We start from the raw sequence: 22,565 nt of genomic DNA on the forward strand, positions 1-22,565 counted from the left end.
TCCTTATATTTCGTTCCATAATTGCTTTAAGTTATTTAAGCCAATTCTAGTACCTAGCTTACACTCTTCCATACCTTCAAACTCGACTGATAAAAAGCCATCAAAACCGGATTGTTTGACTACTTTTAGCACATTGCGCATATCAATATCACCGTTTCCAATTATCGCACCACGCAAATGATTGCCATGAGCTGTTGGAAACCAGCCTTCTCCTGGATCTTGTGCGAATGATCGAAGATAGAAATCTTTAATATGAACCATAGATGCGTAGGAGATGTTCTTCTTCACGGCTACTATTGAATTCTCATCTGCACACATAAAATTGCCAATGTCTAAGGTTGTTCGAAAATTGGCTCTATCAGTTGCATGGATTAATGCCTGAACTCGATCACTGGCTTGCAGGAAATAACCATGATTTTCAATACTGGTCGTTATTCCGAATGTTGCTGCATACTCAGCTACTCGACGGCATGCTTCTGCAAGCTTAGGAAGCTGTAAATTAAAATTCTGAATGGATATGTCAGCGGTACTGGCTACATCATGACGCATGAGCTTAATCCCGAGCTGTGCAGCGATATCTACTTCTTTCTTCACTCGGCTTATCTCAAGCTCGAATGCTTCCTCTGTTAGACCGGAAAATTCAGCCCCAATTGCATAATTGGATATTTCAATCCCTGACTCCACTGCCTTTTGCCGAATCTCTGAGATTAATTCAGGATTCTTTGTCAGATTGAAGCCGATTGGCACAATCTCTACATGCTCCCCACCAATTTCAGCAATATAAGCAATCGCCTCTATTACGCTCATCTCACCAGACTGAATAGCCCGCGATAAACTATACGTGCTTACCCCTATTTTCATAAGCTGACCTCCACACCTTTGGCCGCAGATTCATAAATTGCACAAAGAATTTTCATAATCTCTAAGCCATCTTCTACTGGGCTAAGCGGTTGTTGACCCGTTTGGACGCATTGAACAAAGTGATTGATTTCATTCTGGAAGGAAGAATCAAAGTGAAAGCCTTTGTGGTCCATTTGCGGTGTGATATTCAAAATCGTATTATGTTTTTCCGTTACAATCGCAATCTCTGGATCGATCTCATAGCTGCCTTTATCTCCATATAACTTAACTTTCATTTCATCTTCTTTAGCATGAAGGGAAAAACTAACATCTACCATTAAAGAAGCGCCATTCTCAAAACGGATAATAGCGTTTGCCAGATCTTCAACGGTATTTAAACTTGGATCCCAATCTGCTGCTTTATAGAAGGAAAGATGCTCAATATGCGCACGATTTCCAAGCTTGCGATAAGTATTGCCGCTTACGGACTTCACCTTAGGCTTACCCATCATATACCAACAAAGATCAATCATATGAACACCAATATCGATTAGCGGCCCGCCGCCTGAACGTTCTACATCAGCGAACCATCCACCTGGATTGCCAAGTCGGCGAATAGCGGAAGCTTTAGCATAATAAATCTCGCCAAACTCCCCAGCTTCCGCAAATGTCCGCAGCATCTGCACATTGTTATCATAACGCCGCACAAAACCAACCTGCAGTATTTTACCGCTGCGCTTCACGGCTTCCTGGATGCGTAATGCTTCTTCAACTGTTTTGCAAAGTGGTTTTTCCACCAGCACATGCTTGCCAGCATCTAATGCGGCTATGCTAATCTCTGCATGTGTTTGATTCCAAGTACAAATACTTACTGCATCGATCTCCGGATCGGTCAATGCCTCTTGATAACTATAGTATATTTTTGAAACACCGTATTCCGTACCTATACGATTAGCACGCTCTTCGTTTATGTCACATACCGCATAAAGCTCAACTTCTGGATGATTAGTATAAGATCTTAAGTGCTCTTTAGAAATAGATCCCACACCAATTACAGCAACTTTAATTTTCTTCATCATTTTCTGCTCCTTTGTACAACTCCATATAGGCTAATCTTCTCTCTTGTATTATAATAGGTACAGATATTATAACCATGAAGCAGGATGCTATTAATTTGGACAAATGTGCTATTTAATGGGAGGGATAATTATGAAGCCTGCTGCTTTACTCGAACCTATGGACATGCCAAATCCACATTTCCCAGTAAAAGTACATCGAACCACAATAGATGAATATGGTAAACTATTATTTCCGAATCATTGGCACAAGCATATAGAATTTTTATTTTGCCTTTCTGGAAAAGCGATTATTGAATGTAATTCAGTACCTTTTACCATGGAAACGGATGATCTTATCGTTGTAAACAGCAATGACCTGCATGCAGGTGTTAGTGCCTCAACAGATTTGTTCTATTATGCGCTGATATTCGATCCCGAAATTCTACATAGCCCTTTTTTTGACGCTACAGAAACTAAATTCATTACACCCATCATGCAAAATTTAATTATGTTTTCGCATAAAATCACCTGTGATTTGGAGCTCAAAAGCTGTTTTCTTGCCATTGTTAAAGAGCTCAAAGACCAGCAGCTTGGCTATGAACTATCGATTAAATCTTACTTGTTTAGAATCTTGACCTTATTGCTGCGTAATTATGTGGCACAGGTTCTAACCGTAAATGACCATACCATTCGAATGAAGAATCTTAATCGCTTCGCCCCTATACTCCAATGCATTGAAGAGTCCTATCAAGAAGAATTAACTATTGATTTACTAGCTGATATGGCTGGTCTAAGCCGTTTTCATTTTAGTCGATTATTCAAAGAATTAACGGGCAAAACGGTAACTGAATATGTCAATGGAATCCGAATTGGTCGCGCCGAATACTTACTCTACAACACAGCTATGACCGTTTCCGAAATTGCGATTGCCTCAGGCTTTCATGATATTTATTATTTCAGCCGGATATTTAAACAATACAAACACGTTACTCCAACGGATATGCGCAAGAACCGATCCACTCTGATTTAGCATTTTAGTGAAAAACTGTTATAATGGTGTTTAACTTACTACTATATAGGGAGTCTGATTAATATGAGCAAACAGGCAGTCAAACATATGGTTATTTTTTGTTTAAAGCACGAGATAGGCTCTGCCGAAGCCGCACAATTCTTAAAAGATGGCCGTGATATTCTTAGCTCTATTCCAACCGTTGCAAATTTCCAAGCCTTTAACCAAGTGAGTCCAAAGAATGATTACGACTACGGTTTTTCCATGGATTTCGCAGACCAAGCCGCATATGATTTCTATAATGAGCATCCGAAGCATGTGGATTTTGTTGAAAATCGTTGGTTAAAGGAAGTTTCTCGTTTTCTAGAAATTGATTTTCAAGCTGCTCACGAATGATTTAGCACAAATCAAGTCTGCGTGTTTTTATGCTAGATCCCTTTTTGCTTAAAGCAGAAAGAAGGCATGAGCATAGCCGCAGGCTGTTTTTGCGAGCATTATGCCGCTTGAAAAATTTACAAAAAAAAATAACCTTCAGCTCCACTATTTCTAGTGAAATTGAAGGCTTAATCGACAGCTTATAGAGGTTCACCATGCAGGTAATTAAAGAAGGGCTTATCAACCCAGAATTGATACGGGGTCACTATCGCATTGGGATCAATAGCTTTAAAGCCAGCTACAACCTTGGCTGAATCTTCATTTAAAGAAAAAGGATTAACCGTGAACGTACTATCTTTGTCTGTAATATAATTGTTTGTTATGACCTCATAATCTTTTAATTCTGTAGAAGAATAGTATAAGGGCTGAAACCACGAGCTCGCAATCAGGCCAGATTGATCCTTAACATTTTTCTTAGCATATGCCAGAATTGCTCCTTGAAAAGCAGCCTTTTGTTCTTTACTTGAGAATTCGAATTCAAGATCAAATTCCTTAGCGTAGGAAATAAAATTACCATTAGCAATCTGTACCACATCCGGTCCTGGCTCGCCCCACTCTTTTAAGAAGATGAAAGCAGATGTCTTAGGCTCAAATTGCACCTTAGCATTAAGCCCCTCACTACGTAATAGTCCAATCAGCTGAACAGCATGATTTAAATCAGAATGTCCGTAAATCAGCGACAAGGAACTTATAAAATTAGGATTAAAACGAGAATCCTTCAAGCTGTAGCCTGTTATAAGATTCTGCTCAAGTGCTGTATTTACAAGTAATTGCAGCTTAGGGGCATGAATAATATCTGAGGTTACAAAGGCATTGCTAAGCTTTGCAAAGATATCTGCGTCGTTGACATAACCAATATAATGCTTGTAAAGCCCTTTGGTAACTAGAATCTTGCCTAGTAATGTATTAATAAGCTGTGCATCTGCTGCTTTATTAGGTTGAAAGGTGCTTAACAACTCAGCTGGGATCAACCCGGCATCTGCTGCTGCCGCAAGCTCTTGTGCCGTTTTTATTGCTAAGTTGTTATTCTTTTGATTAATAGACTTAAGCACCAAAGCTACCTTGTCCGTCGGATATGTATACGCAAGTTCCTTTAATCCAGCTGCCCTTACTGCAATAGAAACGGCTACAATACTAGATAATGGCTGCTCAGCTTGGACACCAGGCCCTCCTAAAATTCCATTCTCATATAAGGAGGCAGCAGCTGGAAATAGCTTATTATCTGCTTTGAGATCTGTAAAAGCAATATCTTTACCTGATGGTTTGTAGCTGAGTATAGTAGCCACGGCTTCAATGAATTGCCCTTTCGTTGACGCTCCATTAAAACTAACATTGAACTTTTCTTTAATATACTGTTTATATTCTGCAGCACTATCCTCTTGAGAAATAAGAGCGTTTGGTTGGGCCGCATGAGCTACCGTTTGTGTAAACACAAAAATTAGGGTTAATAGCAAAGCAGCTATCAGTTTTGTAGATGAAGCTTGTAATCTGGTCATGAAAAATCCCTCCTATGATGTTGTATATAATTCCGACTGGTATAATCGGATATATAATTTTTAATATCATAACACCCTAAAAACCAACATGTCAACCGAAATTTATCATAGAGTGAATTCTTGACATCTTAATGAAAGGAACTTTATATTTGCATTGTTTTTCAGTTGTATACTATAATTTACTAGATGCAACGTATCCAGGAGAGGAAGGAAATCTAAAATGAACCGATCCATGGAAGAACGATATGTGATTTCATCACAAATTCAAACCTTATCCAAAAAACAATTATTCTATGGAGACGATTTATCCTTAAAACGAGAAGTCATGCTATATACGATTAATAATCTAAATAACGATAACTATAATGAATATATACGTAAGTTTAAAAAGGCTTCCGCTTTCGTTCATGCTGGCTTTCAACATATTCTCGATACTTCCATCGAAGATCATTCCATCTTTATTGTGCTTGAACATAAATCTGGCAAACCACTGCTGCAGTACTTAAAAAACCAAGATTGGGTATTTAACCGGATTATTACTATGATCTCTGATTTGGGAGTATCCATGCTGGATGGGATGGAAGAACAAATCACTGGTTTTTCAGTCGCGGCTGATAATTTATGGTTAAGCGAGGATGATCGGCTATCGTTTATTAATTTCTGGGAGGATGGCGAACCGCAATTCACAGGTCCATTGGGCTTGTGCAGTTTAATTATTCAGCTTTCTACCGGTTCCACTCAGATTCCAGATCCTTTTAAAGCATTAGATAGCTATCTATTACAAATTGATCAGCTTCCAGCATCTCCAGAGCAAAAGAGCGTACTGATTAAGCTAGTCAGGCGAGCTTATCATGGACAGGCTTCTTTATCTTCATTAGTCATTGGACTCCAAGGCTTATTGCATATTAAACCACAAACGGAGGATTTATTCTCGACTACCGAGCCAATTCCTGCAGCTGTGCCTTTAACTAGAGCTCCAATTCAACCAAAACCTCCGGCAACCTACAATATTGAGATCGTTCCTCCTGAGGATGACGATGAGGATGAAGACTTTGATGATACTAGAGTCCCTTTCTACAAAAGAAAAACTTTTGCGGTCATAGGAGTAATCCTCGTGATATTCGTAATATGGATGATTTGGCCTGCCTTACACTCTTCAAACAAACCAAGCAAAGTTGAACCAACGCCTAGTATCCCAGCTACAATTGCGCCTACAGCGACTGTAACGCCAGAGCCTACTCCAACTGAGGATAACTCGGTGGTCGAACCAGGAGAAGAGATTGTAATTCCCAACCTTATTGGATTGACGCTTGAAGAAGCAGATAAGGTGTTAATACACTTGAGGCTTCATTATGATTTTCATAAAGAAGTTAATAAAGAGACACCAATCGGAATTATTTATAAGCAGGATATTCCTCCAGAAACTAAAGCTGCTCAAGGTGATAGGGTTGTATTTTGGATTAGTAGATGACGATATAGCAATATAATAAAAGCAGCCCCCAAGAAATCCAAGGGGCTGCCTTTTTTTGTATTGCTTTTATTCTAAACCCATTGATCTGCTGCTTTAGTGTAGCTCTGCACTTCGGACTGTTCGAAGAAAATCGCGATTTCTCTTTCTGCGCTTTCAACTGAATCTGAACCATGGATTAAGTTCATCCCTGTATGTAGGGCAAGATCTCCACGAATCGTTCCTGGAGCCGCTTCTACTGGATTGGTTTTACCAATCAAGTTGCGACAAGTAACAACAGCTTGATCGCCTTCCCAAACCATAGCAAGCACAGGACCGGAAGTAATGAAGCCCAATAGCTCCGGGAAAAATGATCTTTCCACATGCTCTTGATAATGCTTTTCTGCTTGAGCTTTGCTTACTACCATTAATTTGCTTGCAACCAATTTCAAGCCTTTTGCTTCAAATCTTTGCAGAATTTGACCGATTAATCCTCTTTGAACACCATCAGGTTTGATCATAATATACGTTTTTTCCATTTTAAATACTCGCTCCTTCTTATTATCTGATATTTTCTTTATTAGTTTTGCCCAAGGATAAACGGCTGAGTCGTCCTTCTGAAAGAAGACAGGGCGTTTGTCCAGAATAATAAGATCAGTATAAGTAAATAAACTTATACATTCTTATTGTTTTAAAAAGGGTTTGTTAGGCAGATAATGAATCGTGCGAATAAAACGAATCGTTCTCGTCTTAGCGCGCATGACCATGGAATGTGTTTCCGCTTGTTGATTGGGTAAATAGCGGACACCTCCTAGGAATTCCCCATCTGTCACACCAGTTGCTGCAAAAATAACATCTTCATTGCCTACTAAATCTTCCATCGTTAGTACTTTCAACGGATCAGAGATCCCCATCTCAATACAACGTTGGAATTGGGAATGATCTTCTGGAATAAGTCTTCCTTGGAATTCTCCACCTAGACATTTTAGTGCTGCAGCAGCTAGAACACCCTCCGGTGCTCCACCAGAGCCTACATACAAATCAATTCCCGTTTCTGGAAATGCAGGTGCAATCGCTCCTGCTACATCACCATCTGAGAGAAATTTAATCCGTACGCCTACATCCCGCAAGGTTTGAATTAAGTTTTGATGACGCTCGCGATCCAAAACCATTACTGTAAGATCTGCTACTTTTTTGTTGAGAATTTCTGCAGCTTTTAATAAAGTTACATCTACAGGATCAAGCAGACTTAGCTTTCCTGCAAGTGCAGGTCCAACAGCCAGCTTTTCCATGTACATATCTGGAGCATGAAGCAAGTTCCCTTTATTGGCAATAGCAATTACGGATAATGCATTGTTAAGTCCGTTTGCTACCAGCGCTGTACCCTCAAGTGGATCTACCGCTACATCCACCTCTGGACCTTGACGGTTTCCAAGCTTCTCTCCAATATACAACATCGGAGCCTCGTCCATTTCGCCTTCGCCAATAACTACGGTTCCTGTAATGGAAACGGAATCGAACATCGCACGCATCGCAGACGTTGCCGCATCATCTGCATTAATCTTATCGCCTCTACCCATCCAAGGTGCTGATGCCAATGCTGCTAATTCTGTTACACGTACAACCTCTAATGCTAGCTCTCTTTCCAGAATCCCCGCCCCCTTAATTAAAAAACTTGCAAAAAAGACCGACCTCTTTTAGTATACAACATGTTTTTTGGTTTGGCTCATAGAGAGTATGACTAATTTTCAAACATTTAATGTAACATATATAAGAATAAACGCTTTATTAGCGTTTATTAGTACGTATTATTCAATAATTACAGCGTATACTTTGCCTGGACCATGAATCCCAATCGTCAAATCATTTTCGATATCGGCGCTTCGGCTTGGACCTGTAATGATATTAACGGAAGAAGGCCAATTGTTGGAGTAACGTTCATTTGCTGCCATCGCTGAGAAAACTTCCCCCATACGCCGCACTAATTGATCTGCACGGAATACGGCAAATAGAACCTCCGGCAGCAAGGAAACGGATCTGCCATTTCCACCTTGGGCACAAAGTACAACGGATCCAGTTTCAGCTAATGCAAAATCTGCCCAAACCACACCAAGTCGGCATTGCTCAGCAGCTTGCAGCAATGGACTACGTTGACTCCAGTTGGAAGCAGCAGGATCTTCATTGGATATGGGTGCTTCGGCTTGCTCTGATTCTGCTTTCCACGGTACAACACGAATTCCATGCTCCTCCAAATATGCATCCAAGCCCAATTGGATCAGACCTTCATGCTCCCAACGCACTACACCCCCGACTTCAAGCTCTTTACAAACCTCAACCAAATAAGCACTAGTTGCCGGCCCGGCATCTTCTTCACTAACCAACAGAACCTTGCCTGTTAGGGTTGTCCAATGCTGGATGAACAGGTCCAGCATCTCTTGCTTATTCAAATGCCTATCCGCATAAAACGCCGGCACGCCTTTTTCGATTCTAAGTGGGGGAGTTGCAGCAAGCTCACTTCGCCCTAAATTCTTCGACAAGCGGCTAATAAAGCTTTCTCTTCCTACAATGGCACCTGGTTTTACACTCATGGCTGTTTATCCCCCTTCTTTAATTCCTTTTGCAAATCCTCCCATTTATCACGGAAAGAACGCTTTGGCTTCATTGGGAAAAACCGCGATTGAGTCCAGCCTGCTAATGGTCCAGGGCCTTTTTGAATGTTGCCGTTTTTCACAAATGGCTTTTGCAAATAATAAGCGGTTTTCGTTGCAATTTTGTACACTGTTACACTGCCAAAACCCAATTCAAAGCTTTTAAAAGCGATTCGTTCCAGCATCGGTGTCATTTTCATTTTTACCTTGCGATGGCGAAGATGAACCAGCATATCGTGTAAAGGAATCTTGACAGGACAGGCTTCATAGCATGCTCCGCATAAGCTTGAAGCATACGCTAGCTGGCCGGCTTCCTTCATATCCTGTTGGAGCAGAGGGGATAGCACAGCGCCAATCGGTCCGCTATAAACGGTGCCGTAGGCATGCCCACCTACATGACGATAAACCGGGCAAACATTCAAGCAGGCGGCACAACGAATACAATTCAATACATCTTGAAAAATAGGATCGCCCAGCTGCGATGAACGGCCATTATCTAAAACAATTACATGCAGCTCTTCAGGACCATCTAAATCCCCCTGCTGCTTCGGTCCTGTTATGAACGAAGTATAGGTAGTTAGCTTTTGCCCTGTTGCACTGCGAGCGAGTAAGTTAAGCATAACCTCAACGTCAGCAAAGCTCGGAACCAACCGCTCCATACCCATAATTACAACATGGGTCTTCGGCAACGTCGAGACCATACGTGCATTACCTTCATTAGAAACCAATGTAATCGAACCTGATTCAGCAATCGCAAAATTACAGCCCGTTAAACCAATATCCGCTTCCAGAAAATAATTCCGCAGCTTCTTTTTAGCATAATCTGCGAGTATTCTGGTATTCGGCTCAAAATGCTCACCTGATTCTGCTGTAAAAAGATCGGCAATTTGTTGTTTGTTTTTATGAATGGCAGGAATAATTAAATGAGATGGTGTTTCTTTAGCTAACTGGAGAATATATTCCCCTAGATCCGTCTCGATCGCTTCAATACCAGCGTCTTCTAGATGATGATTCAAGTGAATTTCTTCCGAAACCATCGACTTGCCCTTAGCAACTAGCTTAGCGTTTTTTGCCTCAGCTATACGCATGAATACCTGAGTAGCTTCCGCTCCAGTGGTACAAAAATGCACATGCCCGCCTGCTTTGCTTACATTGTCGGCGAATTGATTGAGATAATAATCTATATTTGAAACCGTATGGGTTCTAATGGCTTTTCCTTGCTCACGCCAAGCTTCCCAATCACCAAAATCTTCCATTGCTTTTAGTTTACCGCTTTTTAGTTTATCCGTCGTGTAAGCTACTGCTTTGCGCAAGAATTCATCTGCTAGAGCAAGCTCAGTTCGTCTTTTCAAGCCTGAACCAATAAGTGCTAATTCATCTGTTGGATTCATCGGACATGCCCGCCTTCCAGCAATTGCGATAAGTGAAGCACCCGGATAGGCTTGCCTTCTTTATTCAAACGACCGCCAATGTTCATTAAACAGCCCATATCCGTGCCAACCAAAACCTCAGCATTTGTTTCCAGTACATGTGCTGCTTTCTCGCAAACCATGGCTTCGGACATATCTGCCATTTTTACAGCAAACGTTCCGCCAAAACCACAGCAATCTTCTTTTTTGGGCAAATCAATATATTCTAATCCCTGGATATTAGCTAGCAGCGTTAAAGGCTCTTCCTTGACACCCAACAAACGCATCGCATGACACGATGGATGATAGGTAACTTTGCCGTTAAAAACCGCACCCATGTCGGTAATGCCCAGAATGTTCACGACAAATTGCGTAAATTCATAGGTTTTATTAACTAGATTTTCTGCTTTCAACAACCAATCGGGCTCATCTTTAAATAAATGCGGGTAATAATGATGGACCATCCCTGTACAGGAGCCTGAAGGTGAAACCACATAATCACTATGCTCAAACGCACGGATTAAATTACGGGCAACCTCTCGTGCTTCATCTTGATAACCGCTATTGAATGCTGGCTGGCCGCAGCAGGTTTGAGAAGCGGGAAAGTCAACCTCACAGCCATATTTATGCAAAATCCGCACAACACTTTCACCAACCTCCGGATACATTTGATCCGCTAAGCAAGTAATGAATAAAGATACCTTCATGCTCAACCTTCTTTCTGCTCGCTCGGAGAAATCAATGATTGTGTTAGCTGAGTTACTTTCACAGACATCTCACGTAGTCGATCTAAGTAGCTATTATCTGTTCTATCATCTGTAATCACATGATGAATTCGTGTCCAAGGCGCTACCAAAGCAAAAGCTTGGGCACCAAACTTGCTATAATCCGAGAGTAAATAAACTTCATCTGCTGAATGAATCATTTTCTGTTTAACCAAGGCTTGCAGCTCATTAGATTCGCTGATTCCACGCTCCATATGCACACCTTTGCAGGAAACAAATGCTTTATTCACATGGAATTGGCTCAAAGCGCTTTCAGCCAAAGGCCCAACAAATGAAAACGAGTTGGAGGAAAGTACACCGCCGGTTGAAATAACCTTAATGTTGGGTTTTTGATTCAATTCTAAAGCGACCTTGATGGAGTTGGTTAATACCGTTATGTGGATATCAGGCATATATTTAGCCATATACCAAGCTGTTGTGCTTGCATCCAAAGCAATGGTATCCCGTTCTTGAATATGACGAACCGCTTCTAGCGCAATATTCTGTTTTTGCTGCTTATTTTCCGATTCGCGTTCGAAAAAAGGGATTTCCTGCTGACCTGTTTTGACGCTAACTGCACCGCCATGATTACGGAGCAGCCTGCCTTCGCTTTCCAGTCGATCCAAATCCTTGCGGATGGTTTCTTCCGTAACCTCACATAATTGACTCAGTTCCGTGACACGAATGCTGCCTCTTTGGTTGACTAGGTGCTCGATTCTTTTCAGTCTCTCCGCTACGAGCATACTTGCCCTTCTTTCTGGCTTGGTTTTTAAACAATTATAATTGAAATATTAATGAATTGCAGAAATTCTAATAGAATAGCGCTTCAGTGCGCAATAGATGTGCCTTCCAGCCACTCTTGAATTTGCATCCTCTTTTATTGAAATAAATCAGGTGGTAAGGATGCAATCTTCAAAGGCGGCACGTAAACTTTCCAGGCACACCCATCACTCCCTTACACTTTTCTTGATATATAATCAATTCATCCAATCTTTAATTATATATATCAAATCCTCAAGCTGAGAATAACTGCAAGAATCGCGCGTAGGCTTCGTTCCACGCAGACTGAGTGGAAGCGTCCGGCTCGTAGGTTTCGATTGGGAAGGAGTTTCGGACGGCTGCACGGGCTTCGGAAAGATTAGTAAACGCACCAGCAGCGATTAGCTGCATTAGGACGTTTCCGATTGCACTGCCTTCTGTTGGGCCGGCCCAAACGGTTTTGCCTATCGCATTCGCTGTGAATTGGCACAATAAAGTATTATTGATTCCTCCGCCAGTCATGTGGAGGCCGGTGAAAGATTTTTGGGCTAAGATTTCAGTAAGACCGAGATCCATTTTATATTTTAAGGCTAAGCTTTCTAGGATACAACGGATGATTTGACCTTCCGTTTGTGGAACTGACTGATTGCTTGCCTTACAATATTGCTTAATCTGTGCAGGCATATCTGTCGGATTCAAGAACATCGCATCATCTGGATTGATCAGACACAAAAAAGGCTCAGCTTGTTCAGCTTGTTTAACTAAATCAGCGAATGAATGTACATTTCCCGCCTTATCCCATGTCCGCTTGCATTCCTGCAAGAGCCATAAGCCCATTATATTCTTGAGCAGGCGGAATGTATTTTCTACTCCACCCTCATTGGTGAAATTATGTTTTAATGCCAATTCTTCCAGTACCGGTTTCTCTAGCTCAGTTCCAAGCAAGGACCAGGTTCCGCAAATTAAATAGGCAAAATCCTTGGTTAAAGCAGGGACTGCAGCAACAGCGGAAGCGGTATCATGCTCACCAACTGCAATTACTGGGATAGAATTAACACCTAATTCTTCGCATACCGATGCTTGCAGCTTACCGACGGTGGAACCTGGGGCAACAATATCAACTAATAATTCACTGGGCAAACCTAGAATATCCAATAAATCCCGATCCCAGTTACCTGAAATTGGATTGTACATTTGAGTTGTGCTTGCGTTGGTGAATTCACTATGCATCTCACCCGTTAAAAAATATCGCAATAGATCAGGGATCATCAAAAGTTTTTTGCCATATTTAAGCGCAAAGGAATCGGTTTGCTTCATCGCAACAAGCTGATAAAGCGTATTAAAGGGTTGGAATTGAATTCCCGTCCGCGTAAATATTCTTTCTTTTCCGAGCTGTTGTGTTACTTGTTCCATCACACCATTATTTCGTCTATCCCGGTAATGTGTTGGATTCTCGATAAGCTCGCCTTGTGCACCAATAATTCCAAAATCCACAGCCCATGAATCTATCCCTAGACTTTGGATTGGTATCTGCTTCATCTTGGCTTTTAATATCCCTTGTTTAATTTCATGATACAATCGCAAAATATCCCATTGCAGCCGTTCGCCCACTAGAACAGGGTCGTTAGGAAAACGATGGATTTCTTCCAATTTCAAAAGCTCTCCATCCCATTGTCCGATCATCGCCCTGCCGCTAGAGGCCCCTAGATCAAATGCTAAAACGCTTATCACTGCTGATGTCATCTGTTTACCCTCCTTTTGAAGAGTCCATATTGTCTGATTGTAGCTAATTAAGGGAATGCCCTCCCTATTAGGTAATAGGAAGGACGTTTGGGGCAAACCATTTAATTAACGTGTGAAAGCTGCTGGAACTCCTCCGTCAACAGTAAGCATACAGCCTGTTGTTTTCTCCGATTTGGAGGAAGCGAAATAAGTGATTGCATCTGCAATATCTTGTGGGAAAATATTAACAAGCAATGTTGTACGTTTGCGGTAGTATTCTTCCAATTGATCAGGAGCAATTCCGTAAGCGGCTGCTCTTTCATTTCTCCAGCCAGAATTCCAAATCGCTGATCCTTGAAGAATCGCATCTGGAAGTACGGAGTTAACGCGAATTCCGAATTCTCCGCCTTCTGCTGCAATACAACGGGCCAAATGAATTTCCGCTGCTTTAGCCGTGCTGTAGGCTGATGCATTCTTACCTGCATAAACCGAGTTTTTCGAGCCTACAAATACCATATTTCCACCAATAGCTTGTTTTTTCATGACGATAAAGGCTTCACGAGCGACTAAGAAATAACCTGTGCTTAGTACATTCATGTTCAGATTCCATTCTTTCAATGAAGTCTTATCGAAAGGTGAGGAAGTAGCTAATCCTGCATTGTTTACTACGATATCTACACCACCATAAGCTAATGCAGTTGCTTTAAATGCAGCTATTACAGCTTCTTCGCTAGTTACATCCATTTTAACAGCTATAACGCGGTTTTCGCCATATTGTGCATTGATTTCTTGGGCAACCTTTTCTGCGCCTTCCAAATTCAAATCGGCAATAACTACATGAGCTCCTTGGGAAACCAATGTACGTGTAGTCACGCTCCCAATACCGCCTGCTCCACCTGTTACAAATGCAATTTTGCGTGAAAATTCAGCTTCAGCTGGTGCTAAAGTCAATTTGTACAATTCCAAAGGCCAGTACTCAACATTATAGGATTCATTTGCACTTAAGGATACGAATTCGCCTAGTGCTGTAGCTCCACGCATAACAGCAATCGCACGGTGATATAACGCGCCGCTCAATTGGGACATGGTCCAGCTTTTACCAGTGTTAATCATCCCAATTCCCGGAATTAGGATTACGCGGGGCGCAGCTTCAAACATTACATCGCCTTCGGTTTTATTAGCTTCAAAGTAAGCTTTATATTCCGTTTCGAATTGTGTAATTCCAGCTTGGATTTTTTCAAGCAAAGCATCAACATCATTGGTTTGTGGATCCCAATCAATGAAAAGCGGCAGCATCTTAGTATGAACCAAATGATCGGGGCAAGCAGCGCCAACTGATGTCAATTTTGTTGCATTAGCACTGTTAACGAATTGCAATACATCCGCACTATCATCATGAGTAAGAATCATTTTCTTTTGTTTGCTTACTGCGCCGCGAAGAACTGGCATAATTTGTGAAGCAATTTCTTTACGTACATCTTCTGCAATCTCGCTATATTTAGTGCCACCGAACAAAGTAGCTTCGTTTACTTGTGTTTCAATATAAGACTCCGCTTCTTGAATGATAGCGATTGTTTTATCGTAAGCTTCTTTTGAAGTTTCACCCCAAGTTACTAAACCATGCTTCTCCATCAATACAAGCTCAGCGTTTGGATTGTTGCGAACGCCTTCTGCGATCATCTTGGATAATGTGAACCCAGGGCGTATGTAAGGCACCCAAACATAACGATTGCCATAAATTTTATCGGCTACTGCTTTACCGTTATCTGCGCAACAAATTGAAATAATAGCATCAGGATGTGTGTGATCAACATGTTTATATGGTAAGAATGCATGAAGCAAAGTTTCAATAGAGGCACGAGGATGCTTACCGTCCACCATGGAGTTGACCAAGTATGGCACCATTTCTTCATCAGGCATAACATCGCGTTCGAATAATGGACGTACATCATCCATTCTCAATGCTGTAAAATGCTTAGCTTGCATAGTTCCTAGATCTGAACCACTGCCTTTAACCCACATAACTTCAACTTCGCGACCACGGAAATCTGTAATCGTAGTTTTCATTGAAGTGTTACCGCCACCCCAATTACAAACTGCGCGATCTGTTCCTAATAGGTTTGAACGGTACGCTAATTCATCTAATCCTGGTGTTAATGCTTGTGCCTTTTCTTGGTTCCATAAGCTTTTTGGCATGTCATGACCTCCGTATTGTTTTGGATTAACTTTTGTTTTTATTTGAATTTTAGTATATCACATTTGTTTTTCTTTGAATATAACTTTTGAGTAAATTTGTTTAAAGCGCTGCTGCCTTGTATTAGAGCATAAATTTCAATGGTTATTCAGCTTAAATTTATGTATAATTAACAGACAACTTTAAAGCGGGATAACTCAAAATATATTATTATTTGTAATATTTTACCTGTATTTTAGAACGTATGTTTGGTATGATTAGAACATTACATATTAAGGATGGTGAAGTATGGAAAATGAAATTTTAAACAAAATTCTAGACAAGCTTGAGCAATTGGAACAGAAGGTGGATCACGGTTTGAATTCGCTTGGCGGTGAGGTGGGGTCACTTCGGGGTGAGGTTGGGTCACTTCGGGGTGAGGTTGGGTCACTTCAGAGTGAAGTGGGCTTGCTTCGGAGTGATATGAATGAACGGTTCGAGAAAGTCGATGCTACTCTCGTAACTCTCCAGGAATCGGTTGATCGCATTGAAGTTTCACAACAAGAAAACATAGTTTCGGTAATACGATTAATGGACCAAAAGCTTGAAGACACCGCCAAGAAATCCGATATAGACAGCCTTCGTCAAGATATCGAATTCACTGTTAAAGAAAACTCCTTATTCAAATTAGAACTAGACCGCCTAAAAAGAAATGCTTATGAATAGTTGATTTATGAGCCCTGCGAAATCAGGGCTATTATTTTTTATAGGAGGATTTAGAGAAATGATACATCTGTTATGGCCCGATGGTGCACCATATGCAAAAGGAATTAGTGATGAGGATTGTCCAGCTTTAACCCCCTTCTTAATCGAGGGAAATAATAAGGCTGCTGTCATTGTTTGTCCTGGCGGGGGTTATGGAATGCGTGCAAGTGGTTATGAAGGTGACGATGTTGCCCTATGGTTGAATACATTAGGTATTAATGCATTTGTCTTGCGCTATCGTGTTGCTCCTTATTCTTATCCATGCGCCTCGCTTGATGCACAGAGAGCTATTCGATATGTACGCTCCAATGCTGCATCCTTTGGAATCAACGCAGAGAAAATTGGGATTCTTGGGTTCTCAGCTGGTGGTCATCTCGCTGCAAGCGCAAGCACTCATTATGATCAAGGTAACCCGAACGCAATTGATATAATTGAGCAGGAATCCAGCCGTCCTGACTTGCTTATCCTTTGTTATCCTGTGATTACGATGAATTCCCCTTACACACATGAGGGTTCTCGTTTAAATTTGTTAGGACCTAAACCTACGCCTGAGCTGATTAACTTAATGAGCAATGAACTGCAGGTCACTGCCGATAGTCCACCAACTTTTCTTTGGCATACTTCCGATGATCCTGTCTTTGTTGAGAATAGCCTGCTTTACGCTGCTGCGCTTAGTCGCCATAAAGTCCCGTTTGATTTGCATGTTTATGAGAAAGGTAGTCATGGTCTCGGCATGGCTGAGAATGATGAACACGTCGGCACTTGGACTAATCTTTGCTCCATTTGGTTAAAACGGAACGAATTTAGATAATATTTATCAAAATCACAACATAAAAACACGCAGCCGGTTATGAAAAACGACTGCGTGTTTTTATATTGTATTACTTAGCTAAAGCCGTAAAACGGTTATAAGCCTCTTCCCAAACAGCCAATTCCTTTGGCTCGTAAGTCAATACTGGGAATGAACGCCTTACTAACTCCCTTGCTTCCCCCATGTCAGCCAAACGATCAATTGCTGTGAATTGCACCAGCATATTGCCAATTGCACTAGCTTCAATAGGACCTGCCCAAACAGGACGACCAATTGCATTCGCGGTGAATTGGCAGAGCAGCTCATTCTGTATTCCGCCGCCTACCATATGCAGCCCCTCATAAACAGATTCCGTTATTTTCTCAGCTTGTTCAACCGATGCCCGATAGCGTAAAGCTAAGCTTTCAAGAATGCATCTTACAACTTCACCTTCAGATTGCGGAATCAATTGCTTTGTTTCTCTGCAGTAAGCTCGTATTTCTTCTGGCATATCTTTAGGACTCATGAACCGCAAATCATCTGGATCAATCAAGCTGCGGAAAGCTATTGCTCCCTTTGCAAGCTCAACTAATTCAGTGAATGATTTGTTATTCCCCTTCGCTTCCCATTCCCGTTTACACTCCTGCAACAGCCATAGTCCCATGATGTTTTTAAGCATCTGATAAGTATCGCCAACGCCACCCTCATTAGAGTAGTTATTCTCCAAGGTTTCCAGCGTTAACGAAGCTTGCTGTTGTTCAGTGCCTAGTAATGACCATGTTCCACAAGCTAAATAAACAAAGGTCGCAGAACGTGTCGGCACAGCTGCTATGGCAGATGCTGTATCATGTGAGCCTACAGCAACTGCTTTAATCGCAGGTACATCCAGCTCTTCACATACTGCATCCGTCAATTGGCCAAATTGTGTTCCTGGTAATATTGGTTTCAGTAACATAGATGATGGAATTCCCAATTGATCCATTAGTCCCGTATTCCAGCTTCTAGTTGTAGGGTCAAACAGCTGTGTGGTAGTTGCCATCGTGAACTCGCAAACCTTCTCACCTGTGAGAAAATACATCAATAAATCAGGTGTCAAAAGCAATGTTTCTGCTTGTTCTAGCTTAGGTGATTTAGCCTTTACCATTGCATAAAGCTGATAAAGCGTATTAAATGGCATAAATTGCAGTCCACTTTGCAGGAAGAGCTTTTCTTTTCCAATTAAATCGTTCACTTCTTCAATTAAACCTTCTGTTTGTGAATCGCGGTAATGGTAGGGATTGCCCATTAATTCTCCATTGCGATCCAACAAGCCAAAATCCACTCCCCAAGTATCAATACTGAAGCTTTCCGGTTGAAACCCGGCTTGAAAAGCTTTTCGAATACCCGCTTTCACCTCTTGCAAAAGCAGCAAAATGTCCCAATGCAGATGGTTTCCGATGTGTACAGGTCCATTCGAAAAACGATGGATTTCTGTGATTTTCAGCTCTGGATTTCCGCCCTGGGCGGGAGTCAACTCGCCAATTAATGCTCTACCACTGCTAGCACCTAAGTCAAACGCCAAAACACTCGCGGTTTTATTCACTCAAGCCTACCGCCTTTATCTTTATAATAATTTCATTATGCTAATATAATTTATTTCATCTGCTGTAGAAGCTTAATCCGATAATCTTCGCTTTCCAACGAAGCGATCTCTGCATACTCTTCATCGGTTAGAACCTTAAGCTTGCCGACAGCGCTAGCGATCATATAAACCTTCGCACTTTCTTCAACAACCTGAGTACGGTAATAAGCTTCACGCAAATTGCGGCCAGTAGTTACCAACCCATGATTCCCTAACAAAAGCGAGCTCGCCTCATTCACCTTATCTGCAACTGCAATAGCCAACAAATCCGTTGTAGGCAAAACATAAGGAATATAAAGTGTTTTTCCTACAAGTGCCGCCTGATCGGGGAACATGACAGGAAGCTCTGTAGCCACTAATGTAAAGGCAATACAGTTAGAAGGATGCGTGTGCACAATCGCACCTATATTCGGGTTCTTCCGATAGCAGAAAAGATGCATTAACACCTCAGATGATGGACGCAAACCAATATCGGTAATTTCTCCAGTTGGGATATCAACTTCTACCCATTGCTCTGGAGCAATTTCTTCAATGGCAAAGCCGCTTGGTGAGAGATACATTTTATCGCCGAAACGTGCACTGATGTTTCCACCAGGTCCAACTACAAGTCCATCTCGAACAGTTTTAAGCGCATATTTACAAAGCTCATTGCGAATTTCTAAACTTTCCATGCCTAGCCCCTCCTTTTCTTTGTTTATTTATAAAGCGGTCCGAAAGTTGCGCAAGCACGATAGTCGCCTGACTCCAAGCTTTCTGTACCGAAAAGTCCCCAAGCACGCGGACGGAAAATTTGTTCATCAGGTACATTGTGCATATTAACTGGAATACGCAGGATAGAAGCTAATGTAATAAGGTCGGATCCAATATGTCCGTAGCTGATAGCACCATGATTCGCTCCCCAATTGTCCATTACATCATAAACGCTTTTGAATGCGCCTTTTCCCGTAATCGTTGGTGCAAACCAAGTTGTCGGCCAGGTTGGATCTGTACGCTGATCCAAGGTCTCATGAACTTGATCTGGAAGATCAACGGAGTAACCTTCAGCAATTTGCAGAACAGGTCCAATCCCCTTAACCAAGTTAATTCGGGACATGGTCATTGGCATACCGCCGCGAGTTAGGAAGTCTGAAGAATAGCCGCCTCCACGGAAGTATTCAAGCGAAGCAGGTCTCCATGAAGTAGCATCTAAACAGCTTTGAGCTTCAGCTTCAGAAATTTCCCAATAAGGCTTCATAACTGGCTTGCCATCTTGCTGTTGTTCACCGGTTCCATCAAGTGTAGCTGATCCTGAATTGATAAGATGCAGCAGGCCATTAGCTGCTACTCCTTCAAGCTCATAATCCGTTACACGTTTTACAGAATCCGGACTCCAATAAGTACGAACATCGGCAAAGATTTGTGCAGTATTAGTCAACAAGTAACCAAACAACATGCTTATCCCGTTCAAGCTGTCATTTTCCGTAGCAACCATGAAGGGAGAACGAATCCCATTCCAGTCAAAGGATGAATTCAGAATGGATTCCATGAAATCTCCATTAGGGAAATGATCGGTCCACTGACGTTGACCTTGGAAACCGGAAGTAATCGCGTTATGACCAAGTGCCTCTTCGCCAAAGCCTAGCTCAGCCAGACGCGGGTTGCCAATCATCAAATCTCTAGCGATGATCGTCATTTTGACAACCGTTTCCCAATCTTTATCTTTTTGTTCACGTGAGGTTTGAGTTTGTACTGAATTGTTGTCGACGCCTTCTTTACAGTTCTCTTTTACCCATGCAAGCGCTTTGTCGAATTCAACATGATCATAAATACCTTCTTCAATTCGGCGTGTAAATTCAGTCATATCAATATATTCATTGCGCATGCCAAGATATTCTTGGAAGAATGCTTCGTTAATACTTGAGCCTGCGATACCCATGGATACTGAACCCATTGCTAAGTAAGATTTACCGCGAAGATTAGCAGCAGCCAAAGCAGCTTTGGTAAAGCGGAGTAGCTTTTCTTGAACATCCTCTGGGATTGAATCATCCCCTGCATCCTTAACATCCTTACCGTAAATCCCAAAAGCAGGCAAGCCTTTTTGCGCATGTCCGGATAATACAGCAGCCAAGTATACAGCGCCAGGACGCCCTGTTCCGTTAAAGCCCCAAACGGCTTTAGGTATAGCTGGATCCATATCCATGGTTTCTGTCCCATAACACCAACATGAAGTTACCGTAATGGAAACGCCTACATTGGAAGCCCTGAATTTAGTCGCAGCCGCTGCTGCTTCAGCAACACCACCAATACAAGTATCGGCGATTACACATTCAACTGGTTCACCATTCGGGTAACGTAAATTATCGGAAAGAAACTTAGCTACAGACTTTGCTAAATTCATTGTAATATCTTCAAGCGACTCACGAACACCATTTCTTCTGCCATCAATTGTTGGGCGAATCCCGATCTTGGGAAAGCCATCTTTCCATCTAAAATCAACTGTCATTACCAACCAATCCTCTCAAAATATATAATGGGTTACCGATAACCCTAATTTAGCAAGATTAATGCTTGCTGTCAATCCTTAAGTTATGTAAGATGAAACAAAACAAACAGAAATGGGGCTAGCGGAATGGTAACAATCTATGACATCGCCAAAAAAGCGAATGTATCCGCAATGACAGTCTCGAAAGTAATTAATAACACAGGTCGGATAAGTGAGAAAACACGGACTAAAGTCAGGCTTGTGATGGAAGAATTAAACTACGTACCTAATCAAATGGCTCGCGGACTCGTTTTGCAGCAAACGAATATTTTGTTTTTGTTAATTACTGATATTACGAATTCGTTTTATACCACTTTGGCTAGAGGTGCCGAGGATGCGGCTAAGAAACATGGCTATCGCCTCCTTTTTGGGAATAGTGATGAAAATCTTATTAAAGAAAGTGAATACGTCGATACTATTCTTGGTACTCGAGTAGACGGTGTACTATTTTCGCCTGCTGGGGATCGTTCACTGCCAAATTTAGAAAATTTGCGTATGCATAAGGTTCCGTTCGTGCTGCTTGACCGCGAAGTTCCAGGCATCGAATGTGATGTAGTGTTAGGGGATAGTAAAGAAGGAGCTCGCCAGCTGGTTGAGCATATGATTGCATACCAGCATAATTTAATTGCTTTAATTAATGGTTCTTTGGAGGTTTCCAGCGCACGTTTACGTCAACAGGGATATCTCGATGCGCATAAGCTCAATGACTTGCTCGTTAGAGAGGATTATATGCTCGAATTAAGCTATGAAGCACATAGTGATCTGACAACGATTGAGAACTGGCTCAAGGCCTTATCCCCACAGCCGACAGCTATTGTTGCCGGGAATAACGTACTTGCAGTCGAAGCTATTCGTGCCATACTTAACTGTGGTTTGCGTGTTCCAGAGGATATATCCGTAGCCTGCTTCGATGATTTGGGAGCCATATCGGAGATTACACCTTTCCTGACAGTAGTTGCCCAGCAAGCCTATCAATTTGGCTACATGGGAGTCCAGCTGCTGATTGAACGCATTCAAGAACGGGAAAATGTGAAGCCATGGAAGAAGATTATTTTACCCGTTGAACTAAAAGTACGCAAATCAGTTAAGCAGGTTATGGTTGAGTAAC

The 22,565-nt window shown here is 41.8% G+C and carries 20 protein-coding genes; 6 read left to right on the forward strand and 14 right to left on the reverse strand.

The features are described 5' to 3' along the window. Positions 1-3: 3 nt before the first annotated feature. Complete coding sequence (locus tag EHS13_RS26945) at positions 4-861, reverse strand: sugar phosphate isomerase/epimerase family protein (RefSeq protein ID WP_155703346.1); 858 nt, start codon at positions 859-861, stop codon at positions 4-6. After that, entirely contained in the window at positions 858-1,916 is a 1,059-nt protein-coding gene (locus EHS13_RS26950; RefSeq protein WP_155705524.1) for a Gfo/Idh/MocA family protein, read from the reverse strand. The genes EHS13_RS26945 and EHS13_RS26950 overlap by 4 nt, the downstream gene beginning before the upstream one ends. Positions 1,917-2,049: 133 nt before the next feature. On the opposite strand from EHS13_RS26950, the gene EHS13_RS26955 reads away from it, so the two are divergent. Further along, the gene (locus EHS13_RS26955) at positions 2,050-2,928 is read left to right on the forward strand and encodes an AraC family transcriptional regulator (protein WP_155703347.1); all 879 of its coding nucleotides are present in this window, start codon (positions 2,050-2,052) and stop codon (positions 2,926-2,928) included. A 63-nt stretch (positions 2,929-2,991) separates the two neighbouring features. Further along, a complete protein-coding gene (locus EHS13_RS26960; protein ID WP_155703348.1) occupies positions 2,992-3,303 on the forward strand; it encodes a Dabb family protein in 312 nt (103 codons plus the stop codon). Between the two features lie 179 nt (positions 3,304-3,482). Here EHS13_RS26960 and EHS13_RS26965 read toward each other — a convergent pair whose 3' ends face one another. Beyond that, positions 3,483-4,838, reverse strand: coding sequence for a hypothetical protein (locus tag EHS13_RS26965; protein WP_155703349.1), 1,356 nt, complete (start codon positions 4,836-4,838; stop codon positions 3,483-3,485). Positions 4,839-5,058: 220 nt separating this feature from the next. Between EHS13_RS26965 and EHS13_RS26970 the strand changes: the two genes are divergently transcribed. Further along, positions 5,059-6,309, forward strand: coding sequence for a Stk1 family PASTA domain-containing Ser/Thr kinase (locus EHS13_RS26970; RefSeq protein ID WP_155703350.1), 1,251 nt, complete (start codon positions 5,059-5,061; stop codon positions 6,307-6,309). Between the two features lie 71 nt (positions 6,310-6,380). On the opposite strand, the gene ndk is transcribed toward EHS13_RS26970, so the two are convergent. From ndk to EHS13_RS27010, 8 genes are all read right to left on the reverse strand, one after another. Beyond that, positions 6,381-6,824, reverse strand: coding sequence for a nucleoside-diphosphate kinase (gene ndk / locus EHS13_RS26975; protein ID WP_155703351.1), 444 nt, complete (start codon positions 6,822-6,824; stop codon positions 6,381-6,383). Positions 6,825-6,968: 144 nt separating this feature from the next. Then, positions 6,969-7,934 carry a class II fructose-bisphosphatase gene (gene glpX, locus EHS13_RS26980; RefSeq protein ID WP_155703352.1) on the reverse strand — a complete coding sequence of 322 codons (966 nt, stop codon included), beginning with the start codon at positions 7,932-7,934 and terminating at the stop codon, positions 6,969-6,971. Positions 7,935-8,093: 159 nt separating this feature from the next. Further along, on the reverse strand, positions 8,094-8,873 hold the full coding sequence (locus EHS13_RS26985; protein ID WP_155703353.1) for a LutC/YkgG family protein: 780 nt from the start codon (positions 8,871-8,873) through the stop codon (positions 8,094-8,096). After that, positions 8,870-10,324: a LutB/LldF family L-lactate oxidation iron-sulfur protein gene (locus tag EHS13_RS26990; RefSeq protein WP_155703354.1), complete on the reverse strand. Its 1,455-nt coding sequence runs from the start codon at positions 10,322-10,324 to the stop codon at positions 8,870-8,872. The genes EHS13_RS26985 and EHS13_RS26990 overlap by 4 nt, the downstream gene beginning before the upstream one ends. Further along, a complete protein-coding gene (locus tag EHS13_RS26995) occupies positions 10,321-11,049 on the reverse strand; it encodes a (Fe-S)-binding protein (RefSeq protein WP_155703355.1) in 729 nt (242 codons plus the stop codon). Before EHS13_RS26995 ends, EHS13_RS26990 begins: the two co-directional genes overlap by 4 nt. A 2-nt stretch (positions 11,050-11,051) precedes the next feature. Then, positions 11,052-11,849, reverse strand: coding sequence for a DeoR/GlpR family DNA-binding transcription regulator (locus EHS13_RS27000; protein WP_155703356.1), 798 nt, complete (start codon positions 11,847-11,849; stop codon positions 11,052-11,054). A 271-nt stretch (positions 11,850-12,120) separates the two neighbouring features. Then, the gene (rhaB, locus tag EHS13_RS27005) at positions 12,121-13,593 is read right to left on the reverse strand and encodes a rhamnulokinase (RefSeq protein WP_155705525.1); all 1,473 of its coding nucleotides are present in this window, start codon (positions 13,591-13,593) and stop codon (positions 12,121-12,123) included. A gap of 120 nt (positions 13,594-13,713) precedes the next feature. After that, positions 13,714-15,783, reverse strand: a complete 2,070-nt coding sequence (locus EHS13_RS27010) for a bifunctional aldolase/short-chain dehydrogenase (RefSeq protein WP_155703357.1) — start codon at positions 15,781-15,783, stop codon at positions 13,714-13,716. 286 nt (positions 15,784-16,069) lie between these two features. On the opposite strand from EHS13_RS27010, the gene EHS13_RS27015 reads away from it, so the two are divergent. Then, on the forward strand, positions 16,070-16,486 hold the full coding sequence (locus EHS13_RS27015; protein WP_155703358.1) for a hypothetical protein: 417 nt from the start codon (positions 16,070-16,072) through the stop codon (positions 16,484-16,486). 58 nt (positions 16,487-16,544) lie between these two features. Further along, positions 16,545-17,336 (forward strand): alpha/beta hydrolase, encoded by a 792-nt coding sequence (locus EHS13_RS27020; protein ID WP_155703359.1) that lies wholly within the window; start codon positions 16,545-16,547, stop codon positions 17,334-17,336. 70 nt (positions 17,337-17,406) lie between these two features. Here the strand turns inward: EHS13_RS27020 and EHS13_RS27025 are convergent, their stop codons facing one another. The 3 genes from EHS13_RS27025 to EHS13_RS27035 are packed head-to-tail and all read right to left on the reverse strand — an operon-like array spanning position 17,407 to position 21,418. Further along, positions 17,407-18,897 carry a rhamnulokinase gene (locus tag EHS13_RS27025; protein ID WP_155703360.1) on the reverse strand — a complete coding sequence of 497 codons (1,491 nt, stop codon included), beginning with the start codon at positions 18,895-18,897 and terminating at the stop codon, positions 17,407-17,409. 50 nt (positions 18,898-18,947) lie between these two features. Further along, complete coding sequence (locus EHS13_RS27030; protein WP_155703361.1) at positions 18,948-19,607, reverse strand: class II aldolase/adducin family protein; 660 nt, start codon at positions 19,605-19,607, stop codon at positions 18,948-18,950. 23 nt (positions 19,608-19,630) lie between these two features. Further along, the gene (locus tag EHS13_RS27035) at positions 19,631-21,418 is read right to left on the reverse strand and encodes an L-fucose isomerase (protein WP_155703362.1); all 1,788 of its coding nucleotides are present in this window, start codon (positions 21,416-21,418) and stop codon (positions 19,631-19,633) included. Positions 21,419-21,544: 126 nt separating this feature from the next. On the opposite strand from EHS13_RS27035, the gene EHS13_RS27040 reads away from it, so the two are divergent. Beyond that, positions 21,545-22,564, forward strand: a complete 1,020-nt coding sequence (locus EHS13_RS27040) for a LacI family DNA-binding transcriptional regulator (protein ID WP_155703363.1) — start codon at positions 21,545-21,547, stop codon at positions 22,562-22,564. Position 22,565: the final 1 nt, after the last annotated feature.

Source organism: Paenibacillus psychroresistens, assembly GCF_009728935.1.
Lineage (GTDB): Bacteria > Bacillota > Bacilli > Paenibacillales > NBRC-103111 > Paenibacillus_AC > Paenibacillus_AC psychroresistens.

What these genes read in the sequence shown, in the direction of transcription:
- EHS13_RS27000 (WP_155703356.1), bottom strand. Translation starts at nt 11,849, where the DNA reads ATGCTCGTAGCGGAGAGACTGAAAAGAATCGAGCACCTAGTCAACCAA.
- EHS13_RS27040 (WP_155703363.1), top strand. Translation starts at nt 21,545, where the DNA reads ATGGTAACAATCTATGACATCGCCAAAAAAGCGAATGTATCCGCAATG.
- EHS13_RS27035 (WP_155703362.1), bottom strand. Translation starts at nt 21,418, where the DNA reads ATGACAGTTGATTTTAGATGGAAAGATGGCTTTCCCAAGATCGGGATT.
- EHS13_RS27030 (WP_155703361.1), bottom strand. Translation starts at nt 19,607, where the DNA reads ATGGAAAGTTTAGAAATTCGCAATGAGCTTTGTAAATATGCGCTTAAA.
- EHS13_RS27020 (WP_155703359.1), top strand. Translation starts at nt 16,545, where the DNA reads ATGATACATCTGTTATGGCCCGATGGTGCACCATATGCAAAAGGAATT.
- EHS13_RS26995 (WP_155703355.1), bottom strand. Translation starts at nt 11,049, where the DNA reads ATGAAGGTATCTTTATTCATTACTTGCTTAGCGGATCAAATGTATCCG.
- EHS13_RS26960 (WP_155703348.1), top strand. Translation starts at nt 2,992, where the DNA reads ATGAGCAAACAGGCAGTCAAACATATGGTTATTTTTTGTTTAAAGCAC.
- EHS13_RS26985 (WP_155703353.1), bottom strand. Translation starts at nt 8,873, where the DNA reads ATGAGTGTAAAACCAGGTGCCATTGTAGGAAGAGAAAGCTTTATTAGC.
- EHS13_RS26965 (WP_155703349.1), bottom strand. Translation starts at nt 4,838, where the DNA reads ATGACCAGATTACAAGCTTCATCTACAAAACTGATAGCTGCTTTGCTA.
- EHS13_RS27015 (WP_155703358.1), top strand. Translation starts at nt 16,070, where the DNA reads ATGGAAAATGAAATTTTAAACAAAATTCTAGACAAGCTTGAGCAATTG.
- ndk (WP_155703351.1), bottom strand. Translation starts at nt 6,824, where the DNA reads ATGGAAAAAACGTATATTATGATCAAACCTGATGGTGTTCAAAGAGGA.
- EHS13_RS26970 (WP_155703350.1), top strand. Translation starts at nt 5,059, where the DNA reads ATGAACCGATCCATGGAAGAACGATATGTGATTTCATCACAAATTCAA.
- EHS13_RS27010 (WP_155703357.1), bottom strand. Translation starts at nt 15,783, where the DNA reads ATGCCAAAAAGCTTATGGAACCAAGAAAAGGCACAAGCATTAACACCA.
- EHS13_RS26990 (WP_155703354.1), bottom strand. Translation starts at nt 10,324, where the DNA reads ATGAATCCAACAGATGAATTAGCACTTATTGGTTCAGGCTTGAAAAGA.
- EHS13_RS26945 (WP_155703346.1), bottom strand. Translation starts at nt 861, where the DNA reads ATGAAAATAGGGGTAAGCACGTATAGTTTATCGCGGGCTATTCAGTCT.
- EHS13_RS26955 (WP_155703347.1), top strand. Translation starts at nt 2,050, where the DNA reads ATGAAGCCTGCTGCTTTACTCGAACCTATGGACATGCCAAATCCACAT.
- EHS13_RS26950 (WP_155705524.1), bottom strand. Translation starts at nt 1,916, where the DNA reads ATGAAGAAAATTAAAGTTGCTGTAATTGGTGTGGGATCTATTTCTAAA.